This is a genomic window from Nostoc sp. KVJ20, from assembly GCF_001712795.1.
In the GTDB taxonomy this organism is placed as follows: domain Bacteria; phylum Cyanobacteriota; class Cyanobacteriia; order Cyanobacteriales; family Nostocaceae; genus Nostoc.
In genome coordinates this window covers 1-11,633 of sequence record NZ_KV757783.1, presented here as the reverse complement: position 1 = coordinate 11,633, position 11,633 = coordinate 1, and the positions used below count along the sequence as shown (strand labels likewise).

The 11,633-nt window shown below is 41.8% G+C and carries 10 protein-coding genes and 1 CRISPR repeat array; of the genes, 7 read left to right on the top strand and 3 right to left on the bottom strand.

Annotated elements, in window-relative coordinates; all coding sequences use genetic code 11:
• Window positions 1-331: 331 nt before the first annotated feature.
• Window positions 332-496: a hypothetical protein gene (locus A4S05_RS42420; RefSeq protein ID WP_176727217.1), complete on the bottom strand. Its 165-nt coding sequence runs from the start codon at window positions 494-496 to the stop codon at window positions 332-334.
• A 151-nt stretch (window positions 497-647) separates the two neighbouring features.
• Here A4S05_RS42420 and A4S05_RS36685 point away from each other — a divergent pair, with 151 nt between their 5' ends.
• The 4 genes from A4S05_RS36685 to A4S05_RS36670 all read left to right on the top strand — a co-directional run bounded on the left by A4S05_RS36685 (window position 648) and on the right by A4S05_RS36670 (window position 5,094).
• The gene (locus tag A4S05_RS36685; protein ID WP_084227399.1) at window positions 648-923 is read left to right on the top strand and encodes a ribbon-helix-helix domain-containing protein; all 276 of its coding nucleotides are present in this window, start codon (window positions 648-650) and stop codon (window positions 921-923) included.
• A complete protein-coding gene (locus tag A4S05_RS36680; protein WP_069074668.1) occupies window positions 920-1,114 on the top strand; it encodes a hypothetical protein in 195 nt (64 codons plus the stop codon). Before A4S05_RS36685 ends, A4S05_RS36680 begins: the two co-directional genes overlap by 4 nt.
• Window positions 1,107-1,349 carry a hypothetical protein gene (locus A4S05_RS36675; protein ID WP_069074667.1) on the top strand — a complete coding sequence of 81 codons (243 nt, stop codon included), beginning with the start codon at window positions 1,107-1,109 and terminating at the stop codon, window positions 1,347-1,349. The genes A4S05_RS36680 and A4S05_RS36675 overlap by 8 nt, the downstream gene beginning before the upstream one ends.
• A 490-nt stretch (window positions 1,350-1,839) precedes the next feature.
• Window positions 1,840-5,094: a DUF3854 domain-containing protein gene (locus A4S05_RS36670; RefSeq protein ID WP_069074666.1), complete on the top strand. Its 3,255-nt coding sequence runs from the start codon at window positions 1,840-1,842 to the stop codon at window positions 5,092-5,094.
• Window positions 5,095-5,496: 402 nt separating this feature from the next.
• Here A4S05_RS36670 and A4S05_RS36665 read toward each other — a convergent pair whose 3' ends face one another.
• Window positions 5,497-6,144 (bottom strand): hypothetical protein, encoded by a 648-nt coding sequence (locus A4S05_RS36665; protein WP_141699917.1) that lies wholly within the window; start codon window positions 6,142-6,144, stop codon window positions 5,497-5,499.
• Window positions 6,145-6,758: 614 nt separating this feature from the next.
• Between A4S05_RS36665 and psb34 the strand changes: the two genes are divergently transcribed.
• Window positions 6,759-6,929 carry a photosystem II assembly protein Psb34 gene (psb34, locus tag A4S05_RS41080; RefSeq protein WP_141699918.1) on the top strand — a complete coding sequence of 57 codons (171 nt, stop codon included), beginning with the start codon at window positions 6,759-6,761 and terminating at the stop codon, window positions 6,927-6,929.
• A 512-nt stretch (window positions 6,930-7,441) separates the two neighbouring features.
• Window positions 7,442-8,011 (top strand): hypothetical protein, encoded by a 570-nt coding sequence (locus A4S05_RS36655; RefSeq protein ID WP_069074663.1) that lies wholly within the window; start codon window positions 7,442-7,444, stop codon window positions 8,009-8,011.
• A 114-nt stretch (window positions 8,012-8,125) separates the two neighbouring features.
• On the opposite strand, the gene A4S05_RS36650 is transcribed toward A4S05_RS36655, so the two are convergent.
• Entirely contained in the window at window positions 8,126-9,394 is a 1,269-nt protein-coding gene (locus A4S05_RS36650; protein WP_069074662.1) for a phthiocerol/phthiodiolone dimycocerosyl transferase family protein, read from the bottom strand.
• Between the two features lie 376 nt (window positions 9,395-9,770).
• On the opposite strand from A4S05_RS36650, the gene A4S05_RS36645 reads away from it, so the two are divergent.
• Window positions 9,771-10,373, top strand: coding sequence for a tyrosine-type recombinase/integrase (locus A4S05_RS36645; protein ID WP_069074661.1), 603 nt, complete (start codon window positions 9,771-9,773; stop codon window positions 10,371-10,373).
• Window positions 10,374-10,423: 50 nt separating this feature from the next.
• Window positions 10,424-11,105: direct repeats of the CRISPR family, unit length 37 nt; unit sequence GTTTCAATCCCTAATAGGGATTTAGGTTAATTGCAAT.
• Window positions 11,106-11,633: the final 528 nt, after the last annotated feature.

The following is an 11,633-nucleotide window of genomic DNA, read 5'->3' as shown; positions in this document are numbered from 1 at the left end:
CCTGATATTTAATACTGGAGCGCCCAGCATCTAGCATCAAATGAATTACCTTTTTTGATGGCATTGATGCTTTCTCTGTTATAGTTTCAGCCTCGTTTGTGTTAGGTGCGTTCGTGCTTATAGATGTTGGTTGTTTTTTAGGTCTTGACATATCGTTTTACCCTCAACTTTTTATCGTCACTGTCACAAGCAAAAGTAGTCATCATCAACTAACGTTTCATGTTTCATGTTTCATGTTTCTCGCGGGTGTAAGTGGCGTTTCACGGTTAAAGTGAGGCTGAAACATTGATGCAACCGTTGAAACTGTTTCATGAAACGTATCTATGAAACACTACTGAGTATCTTGGCTCCCAGTAGCAGTAGTCTGTGCCAGCATCGAATTTTGCAGAATCTGGAGTAAAAGGAAGTTAACTACCTCTGCATGGTCATTAATGCCTAATTCCTGAGCTTTATTGCTGATAAATGGGTGTAAGGATTGCCTGATTGTTACTCGCATAAATTCTCCTCAAAATAAATTTGCAGGCTGAAGTCGCCAAGAATACGTGTATCTTGTCTGCCGTTGGCGTTTCTGCCTTATGTCTGCTAGCATAGCATCTAAATAGATGTTTTAACGAGCTTATTTAAATTCTTTTTTGATGCTGTAGACTATGGAAGCTAAAAAGACTCTAAATAAGCGAATTACAGAAGCAAAATGTATCATTGAGGTAGATAATGTGGCTATAGATAAAAACAGGCATGTGAGTAAAAGATTTTCAGTAACCGTTCCAGATTATGTTTTTGAAGATTTAGAGGCGATCGCACGAATCCAAGGAAGACCGACCGCTACCTTGGTTGCTTTTCTTGTAGAAGCATTTGTAAGGGATGCGCGAGAAAAAGGAGAGCTACCCTCAGCGAAACCGCCCAAGCAAGATGGTGCAGCATGACCGATGACATAAAACACTCCAAAGGAAAATTTGACCCAGTTACGGAAACAAGAGATTGGCAAGTAGCTGCATCTGAGGAGTATTGCAGGCGAATCGCCAAAAAGACAGGTAGACGATTAGTAGAAATAATTGATACAGAAGATGAACCGTTACCAATAGTTTGTATTTTTGAGGATTACACCGATGACTGAAACAGCAACTCTAATGCCACTAAGTACATTTATCCCGGTTTTGACAGCTATCAGCGATCGCGATTGGGTACGGTTTAAGGAACTTGAAGTCAGTTTTGCAAACGCTCACGGGATCGAAACTTGGGCAGATGTTTTCAACTTCCGAATCATGCCCGCGCTAGAGCCAGAGGCTAAAAGATGGCTGTTAGTGAAAAAATGCAGCCAAGGTATTAAATCAGTCAAAATTTTAGATTAATGTCTTTTTGAAGCAGCATCAACAAATTGAATTATTCTTAGTCACACTAATGCTATTAATATAGTGAGGTATTTATTTGGTTTTTAATACTAGTTCAAAAGTTTTAAAAGCTTTGCTGTGTCTTGGCTTGAGGAAAATAGATAAATTGTTTTATTTTATAAAGCTGAGATATTTATTATTTTTTTGCCTGAGATAATTTACTATGTAATAAGACTATATCCTTAGTCCATCTTTTCTAAGTGTCATGTCACCAGATATACATAAGAAAAGAATGCCTCCCCAAGACTCAACTTGTTGAAGCAAGTTGTTTAACAGTCCTAGAAGACACCCCGTAGTTTTTTTCTATTAAATTTCTTTATAACCTAATGTTATCAGTTCCTAGTACTTCTTACAACTTCCTACAACGGGTTTAACGAGAAATTTGATTAAAATTTTGGTGAATCTTCAGGGGAGGTAAAGCCCACACAATTTACCTCACAAGGATTTCACAATGGTAGCCACCTTTAACGGTTCTAGTACTACTGCTACAAATGACGTTCGTGGACATCTAGATCAACTGACTTTAGCCCCACTATTATCTGAACCCAGGAATCAGGCGACACAGCCCAATAGTGTTGAGCAAATCTGGACTAACGAGAGCGTTAAACAGCATTGGATTTCATTTGGCGCTTTCAAAGATTTTATTAAGCAGAAGTTTGGGCGTGACCGACTTTGTGCAGAGCAGTTTGACGCGATGATTGAGTTTACAGACTCACCGCACCGGATAGCCGAGGCTTTAAGGTGGAAAAAACCATATTCCGGCGTTGTGTATGCTGCGCTGATGCTGAATGCAGATGGTAGCATCTGGCATTCAATTTTGAGTCTACCAAACGATGATGGCACAAAGCCTTACAAACGGCTGGCTCCATCTAAGAATGGAGATCAGTGCTTCTATCCTAGCGTCGTCCCCACTATTAGAAGGCTCGTTGAGCAACAGCTAGGACTTGAGAAAGGCAGTATCCCTGATGATGTGGATTTCTATGAATGGTTAGCCAATTCCGAGTTACCTGTAATTACGACCGAAGGCGGGGAAAAACTGTTTAGTCTAATCTGTCAGGGATACCCCGCCACCACCAACTACGGCGCGACCTGTGGGGTAGATAAAAAGACCAAGCGATTCAAGCCCAGCTTACAGCGAATCATGAATCGCCCTAGAACCTTGTTAGTTGCCTATGACATGGATTCTAAGCCCTCGGTTATAGCATCTGTAAACAAGGGGATTGATGCACTGTCAATAGCGGCGCAAAAAGTAGGCTCCACCGTATCGCGCCCCACCTGGGACGAGTCACTAGGCAAAGGGATTGATGACTTGTTGCTGACATCAAACGGTTCAACGCTTTGGGCCCAAAGCTATAACTGGGCACTGTGTCAAGGCATAGTCACCAAAATGCTGGGCATTGGGGCGGTAGACGAGGTAAATAGTTTTGAACAACTCGAACAACTTTCTCAACTCTACGGCACGATTGTAGAGTTAAATATTTTGAAAACTCGCATGAGTGCGGATAATCTAATCGCGGCACTAAATCAGCAAATCAGAGAATTGACCCACGGCAAAGATGCCGTTGAGTCCAAGTCTCATCAGTCAAAGTCTTATCAGTCGAAGTCGAAACTTATCCCGGCTGACATACTGGCATTTGAATTAGCAGAAGATTATCGACAACGCCTCAAGTACTGCAACGAATACAAGGAATGGAAGTACTATCTTGGTGATGATTCGGGATTGTGGAAATCCCAGGATGACCACATGATCGAAACAAGGATTCAGGGAATATTAGATGCCCGTTCCATTGTTGGCTATGGCACTGATAGCTATATAGTCAATATTCGCAAATTCATGGCGCGACGGCTAACTGTTGAAACGTGGCCCCAAAGAACAGGCATCGTTCCATTCCTAGATGGCGTACTGGTGCTGGCTACTGGAAAGTTTGAGAAACACTCACCCAGTAATTATTTAACCTGGACACTGCCCCATCGCTTTGATAATCCCAAGATTCGAGATTGGCCAACAATTCGCGGTTGGTTCCAGGAAGTAACAGAGGGCGACTCCCAAAAAATACAAACCCTCATCTGTTTTGCAGCTGCCACACTTCGCGGTATGTCTCATCTCCAAAAAATTCTTTACCTCTGGGGCAATGGCGGCAATGGTAAAGGCATTTACTCGGATATCCTGACTGCGTTAGTCGGCTCAGAGAATACTTGGAGTGGCAAAATTGAAAACTTGGATAATCCTAATTTCCTGGTAGACATCAACAATAAACGCTCAGTCATTTTTGAGGATCAAGATAAGGTCAATGGCGGTTTGCAAACTTTCAAAACCCTCACGGGGGGAGGAAGCACCAAAGCAAAGGAAGTTTATAAAAAAGCTTGTGATGTCAGACTCGCTGCCACAGTTTTAATTACTTCCAATTATGCGGCACTCCAAGGCTCTGGTGTCGGGAGATGGCTCAAAAGGCGGTTGATTGTAGTAAACATGAATTACTGTCCACCAATTGTAGATACTCACCTCAGAGAAAAGCTCTACCCAGAGATGGGAGCCTTCACCCAGTACCTACTTACCATTCCAGAGAGTGAAATAATTAACACTCTCAATGGAAAAAACTCTACTGGCTATGATCTCGCTTACTGGGAAATGGCACAAATGACTGACTCCATCGCGGCTTGGGTGGAACGGCATATCGTGCGAGATCCTTCCGGGGTGGTCAAAGTCGGCTCCAACAAAAACGAATGGCAAAGCAGCAGTTACCGCCCCGAAATCAGTACACTGTTTGGCTCATACCATCACTACTGCCAAAATTCCGGGCAACAGGGCAAGAGCTTACCCAATTTCACCCCAGACTTACTGCAAGTCTTAAATCATGTGCTGGGATGGTCTGATGTTAAGCAAGAAAAAACCAGAACTGGCAGTCATTTTTACGGTATCCGGTTAAGAGGCGCTTTCGATGAGGCTCCGTTCCCTTCCGAATCTTCAATCACTTCCAATCAAGCTGGTGATGACGCTCCCTTATCGGGTGTAGGGGGTAGGGTGTGGGGTGTAGGGAAGGAGACGGAAGGGGCTTCGTACCCCGACCAATGCAAGCGCCCTTATGAGGGCGGGGCTTCTGACCCACTGGTTGTTGGGGCAGGCTGTTTCCCCACACCCTACACCCCACACCCCACACCCGCCCCAACGGGGCTTGGTGATGGAGGTGTGACGGACAAGGTTATGGATATGGTGATGGACTCAAAGCCTTATGGTGACGGATGTGATGGACATTTACAGAAAAATCTTTTTGTAAACGAGGTAAATAATCATCCATCTAATTTTTTGAAGAGTGAAAGTTTGGGCGATGAGAAAACGGATTTTGTAGAAAGTTTGGGCAAAACTCTATCACCTCCGTCACAACCATCACCTGAGATAGCTATAACCCATACACCACTTGCATTACCATCCATCAAGCCAAACCATCACCAATCCGTCACCAATCCGTCACCGGCTCCATCAGCATCCGTCACCACCCGCCAACCCGTTAAAGGAGATCGTGTAAAGCTACTTTCAAGCGGCGAAGAATATAAAATCTCTTGGGTTTCCTGTGGTAGTGATAAAGTGCTTTTGGTTTCTGCCCTCACTGGAGAGCCTCTCACTGCTGCATCGTCGTTGCGTCCTGGCGCTGCGGCGGGTGGATTAAATCTCATTGATGTTAGTGAACTGGAGTTTTTGGATACTTAGGTGTAGCGAACTGCAAACATCGGGGGATGAAACTGCAAACAAGCCGATTTTGAAACCACAATAAGGCGTAAGTGGGGGTAAATGAGCAATCGAACAGAAAGTTACGCTAAGGCTGTAACCCTTACTGAATAAGCATTTTGTAAATCGATATTTTTCGCAATCTCGATGTACCAACTAACCTATAGATTATTTGGTGCAACAATTTAATACGACACAGCAAGGGTTTGAAGCTCCTAAATTTTAGAGACTTCAATTGGTACAGTCTTATCCGTAGCGATCGCAGTATTGAAAACGGCTCATTAATTCCTTAGCGTAACTTTCGGAATCACTGCTCATTTGACCCCGTAAGTTTCGGAATGGATGCTCATTTCACTCCGTGATAGTCTGTTCTTCAGCTAAAATTTACTGCTTAATAAATTTCCAAGTTCCGCTACCACTATCTCTATCTGCGCCAGCAGCCGTTGAGACACACAACAAATTTTCATTACAACTTCTGCCTCTGGTATCTAAGTAACCTCCTTGACCATTACCATAACCATTCACAAGTTGAACAGGCTGACCTTCACGTAAGTCATCTGAAGATTTGTTTTTAGAAATTATTTTCCAGGTTCCGCTACCACTATCTCTGTTGGGGTTGTTGGCTGTAGAGACACACAGCAGATTCTCAGAACAGTTTCTTCCCCGCGTGTCTAAGTAACCACCAGCACCTTGCTCATATTGATTTTGCAGGTAAACGTCATCGAGCGACTCAACAACTCCTGTTTTGCCAGTTTTTGATAGAATCTTCCAAGACCCACTACCGTTATCTCTGTTGGGGTTGTTGGCTGTAGAAACACACAGCAGATTCTCAGAACAGCCTCTTCCCCGCGTGTCTAAATAACCTCCTTGCCAATTGTCGTAACCATTAACGAGCTTGTATGTTTGTCCATACCTGAGTTTTTGGTTTGCTGAATGTGCCTGACTCGAATTAACATTGGTAACACTAAATATACCTGTTGTTAACAATAAGACAGCACCCATTGTTGCTTTGACAAGAGTAGATTTTTTCATAATAAATTGCTCCTTGTTTTCACTAATAATTGTTTCAAGATTTTCTGAAAGGTCTGCTTGTTTTGGCTTTGACAAGAGTCGGTTTTTCTTGAACACTTTCACTCTATTAGTAAAATTTCTAGGAGTCGATGAGGATAAGTTAGGGAAAGTTAAGGAGTTGATTTTTGCATTTCGCCAAAGTATAGGGGTATGAGTAGCATTCGCGCAGAAAACCGGGTTAAGAGATATTACATGAGTAAGACAAATATTCTTAGAAGCTGAAACCCTTATTTTCTCGTTGAGTAGTGACTCGATAAACGGAAATTGCAAAGCGTATCCCGGCTGAACCCCCAATCGAGATCCAAGTAGTACAGCGTGGCGCTATCAGAATGATGGGCTTTATCATCCCATCAAGTAAACTCCAGACCAAAGCGATGTCATCAGACAAGCCGCTGCGCGTCTACGCCCTTCCCAGTTCTGGGGGAGAGTCAGCACGACAGCGATCGCCTACCTCATGTATTCCTGATAAGCAATTTTTGTTAACGCTATCAGCCTTTTGGTGTCAAGTCCTGTTGACCAATTGTAACAATATTGTTATATTGGTTTACATAACTAAACAAACAAGAGAAAAAACTATGTATACCACTGTTAATGAAAACGGCGTTCTCAACAATTACGCTCCTGTTCCCCAGGTATACTGCGCTGAATACCCGGCAATTTGGGAACAACGTAACTACGTTATACAAGGTGCAGTTGCAGCTATGTTTGTTACCGCTCTAGTTTTGGTTGCTTTTGCGGTTAGCTAAGATTTTTTGATTTCGGTATCGCTGTATCTCATCGTCATTCGTACTTCTCCCCCTTGCCTCGGTACTTAACGCCGGGGTTTTTTGCTGTGGAGTGCGATCACAATTCAAAAGAAAAGTTTCATGTCGGCGTTGAGCCGAGATAGCTACATATTCGGAAATTAAGGCTCTTAACTATTATCCTGCTTAGGTTTGGTAATTTGCTACTTCTTTGTACTTAACACCGTTATAGACAACGGAAAATCAAGCCTTTTCAGCCACTATTTCCGTTTTCGTTCTTATCTCGGCTCAATGCCATCTTAACGCAAGCCCTGCAAAACACTGAAAAAATACATTGGTAACTCCTCAGATGCTCATTTAACCCCTGTTACAGAAAGTGTCACCAGGGGCAAAGTAATGAATAAATACCCCTATTCCTTGTTCAAGGTTAAGTTACTTTAAGATTTTTGGTAAAACGATGCTTCGGTGTTGTTTATAGGGTGAATAGTTAATCACTCAATTTTCAACCAATTTATATGAGTCAGAGTATTCCTGATGTATTCACAAAAGAAGAAATTGAAGCTCTTTATGATCGTATTCGCACTAAGATTGAGCACGAAGATAACCTTGTAAATCAGAGAATCATGTGGATGATTACTCTCCAGGGATTTTTATTTACTGCTTATGGTTTTTCTCTTAGTGCTGAAGCCAGTTCATTGGATGTTTTAAACTCCAATCCTGAAGCCTATAAAATGTTTATTTCTACAGTGATCACGCTCCATCAGGCGATGGTTGCTGTTGGAATTGGATCATCTTTCGCTGCTTTGGTCGGAGTGGTTGCTGCTCATCGAGCAATTCGCGATGATGAGCGTACCTTACGCCGTGTGCAAAAAGGCTTAACTTCTGAGCTAAAAACCATACTAAAAAGTCCAATTGGACGACGTATCACAAATATTCTGGGCATAATTTGCAGTTTAGCTATTCCATTTCTAGGCGGAGTAGTTTGGACGTGGATAGGAGGACTCCTTCCCAACCTATTAATTGTTCTTATTGCGCTAATTTTGATTGTTGTTATAGGTTTGGCTTTATTGCCATTCTTTAACTAAAAATGAAAAGCATGACATACTCTGTTCATGCGATCTGAACTTAATCTGTTCGCACTTGCATAACTCGTCAAGACGTTTTTTTGAGAGCTGCGAGTGCTACTTGCTACCCAACCTCTACAAGGCTGTAAGTAATTGTTCCATAGCTGTGTTTTTTATGTTGTAGGCGTTCACATTAGGTACGAGAAACTCTTGGTAACGACAAATAAAACACATCTTGTCCTTAAGTGTTATTACACCTATAAAAAGTGGTATAGATTTTGCCCCCGTAGCCATCAAATAAAGTTTCTCTAGCTGTAATTTTCCAAACAGCTGTTTAATATTTAAATTCCCCAGATTAGTAATTACAATATCTATTCCTCCTATATTTCTAGCATCTGAAGTTTCCCCACCTTTGTTAGAGTTACTAGATAATAAGGCTCTTGCTTTTAGTACATCGTCAAATAATTTTCCATCTGCTATCACTTGATTGAGCTTATGTTTAACTTCACGTGCTAAATCCCAAAAATCGGTCTTTTGGCTTAATCGATGAGCGGTGACTTGTCGAGTAATGTATTCTCCCAGATTTTCGCCAACATTAATTGTCAAATAGTTGCGGATATTTATTGGTGTATGACACCTAAGAATAATCTCGTTAGAAGCTTTTATTTCAGCAGCAATCGCTAAAAGAAATGCAGCACATAAAGCACCGTGAACAGAAGTTTTCTCTTCTCTACAGCGAGCTACAAGCTTGGTAGTTTCCGCATAAGAGAGCGCCCAATGAAACAGGCGAATTGGAAATGTTTCTGAAGTATTTACTCCCGGATTATTTCGATAATTTGTTGTTAATATAGACTCCGCTTCTCTCGAATTATCTAAATCTTCCTCAACCCAATTTTTTGTCACATCAGGGATAATTTCATCAACGGGAGGCAAGTCTGGTAAAAGCTCACGAGGGCTGTCTGGTTCACCAATAAATTGCAAGATGTCCCGGATGAGATAAGCTCCTGACAAACCATCACCAATACAATGATGAAAAGTAATTATTAGGTTAGAAACATCAGGTGAGTGGAGTAACAATACGCGCAGCAGGGGTTCTTCGCTCCAACTCAAAGGGTGGCGTAATTCTTCTACCATCTCCCGACACCAATGTTCTTCTCCTTGTCGCTCAATTACTCGCAGTGGAATAGGTGGAACATTTTCTAAGGAAAATTGTGGCTGATTTTGATTGTTAGTGACTATTTTTACTCTTAACCGAGAATGCCGAAGTTGTAGCCAAGCCAGAGCTTCAGTTAATAAATCAATGGTAAATGACCCTTTAATAGTCGCCGACAAGGTAACATTTTCCGGGCTGTTCTTGTATGACAACCACATCAAATGTTCTGATGCTGTAAGAATGCGATTCATGGGAATTACAAGGATTTTAGATTGAAATAAATCCAGCCATTTTTTGCAATATAACCCGCAAATATTACTACATTGTGCGGTAGCTGACAAAATTTTCTTATTTTATTTCTTCGTTTGAATTAACTATTGAACCATATACGCAGGATATACAGCTAATCTTCAGTAACAGACTTGGCAATGACCGCGATCGCAACGAGAACGCCGCAGGCATCGCAGACTAACTATTTAGCATTGAACCAAGATGGATGTATTTATTAATTGATAACAGTTCGCAATAACTCTTGAGTGGCTTATCTATCAACGGAGTAATGGGGCTTGTGGCGTAGTAGACTGTCCATAATACAGCGCGTACACCGGACACTAACCTGAAAGCTAAATGAGGCCACCGCCCCCAACTCGTCTACCCAACAAGCATTACAGGTCTAGAGAATACCTTACACCAAGCGAGGTGCGATCTCTACTAAATGCTGCACTTGAGCGCAAAGCTCGTTATTCCCACCGTGATTATACACTGATGCTGATGATGTTTCGCCACGGTCTTAGGGTGGGGGAAGCTGTGGGTTCTAAATGTGGGTTGCGCTGGGATGCAGTGATGTGGGCCGAACGTCAGATTTTCATCACCAGGGAAAAGGGCAGTGACTCTGGGGTGCATCCCTTGAGAGATGATGAATTAGTTTTGCTCAAAGAACTCAGAGAGATGTTACCTGATAGCAAATATATTTTCGTTTCTGAGCGTGGTGAGGTGATGTCTACTGATGCAGTGCGAAAGCTGCTTGGGCGACTAGCGGCACAGGCCGGGCTTGATATCAAAGTTCACTGTCACATGATGCGCCATGCTTGCGGTTACTATCTGGTGAATCAGGGTTATAACACCAGGGAAATCCAAGACTTCCTGGGACACCGCGATATCAAACACACTGAAAAATATACCAAGCTGAATGCTCGACGCTTTCTGAATTTTGATTGGGGTGATTTGTAATTTCTCTATAACTTAAATTTTTTCAAATCACTAGACAATCTTTACTACTGGTTTCAATCCCTAATAGGGATTTAGGTTAATTGCAATTTTATGACCAATCATTCATCATTGCAGAGTAGTTTCAATCCCTAATAGGGATTTAGGTTAATTGCAATGTTATCGAAGGTCTTGATTGGCATGTAATCATTCGTTTCAATCCCTAATAGGGATTTAGGTTAATTGCAATAGTCCGGCAAGCAACCCCGGTACTTGATTGGGATGTTTCAATCCCTAATAGGGATTTAGGTTAATTGCAATCTTGGGTACATCCAGCGATCGCCCAAGTCCTATCAGTTTCAATCCCTAATAGGGATTTAGGTTAATTGCAATATTGTTGAGCGTGAATTAAACGTAAGTGTTGATAAGTTTCAATCCCTAATAGGGATTTAGGTTAATTGCAATCCGGTCTGACAAGAATAATAACTACTTGGTAAGTTTCAATCCCTAATAGGGATTTAGGTTAATTGCAATTTGCTGAGGCAGAATCTGTAATTGATTCAATCATTCAAAGTTTCAATCCCTAATAGGGATTTAGGTTAATTGCAATAAAGGAGATTCAAAAAGCTACACTTTTCCCTTTGGGTTTCAATCCCTAATAGGGATTTAGGTTAATTGCAATCTGAACTCCTATCAAAAGCAGTTTACTCCCCAGACTCGTTTCAATCCCTAATAGGGATTTAGGTTAATTGCAATGGACTGCATCTGAAACCTTTGCTGTATTTGGTTTTCAAGGTTCAATAGCGCGAATGCAAGAATCATAACACAACTGTTTTGAAAATGACTAGATGTAAATCGCTGAAAGCCAGTGTCTATAAGGTGCGCGGATGGTTGATCAATGCGTTCGCGCTCAAATGCTTACACATAGAGGAATACAGCGATTTTTGCTGATTGTTATTTTTGTACACCTACATATCCGCGCACTGTTGCAAAAAACAAGTCTGATTGCAAGCCATGCTTAAGGCGGATTCTAGCAGGGTTTTATCCCCTTTCGGGGCAATGACTTTGTAAAGTGCGAACAGTTATGTAAAATCCCAGCAAAACCAAAAGTTTAATGGGTAGGGCAGGGATATTTCTATCCCTTTCCCCCCGACAAACCGGACAAGCAAGTTAACCAAGCATCCGGCTTTAGCAAATCCTAAAGCTACCAAAGACTCAGTTCATCATCGAGTTCAGAATTGAGTTTCTGTACTAGAGAATGTATTTGTTGATGACAGTAATAAT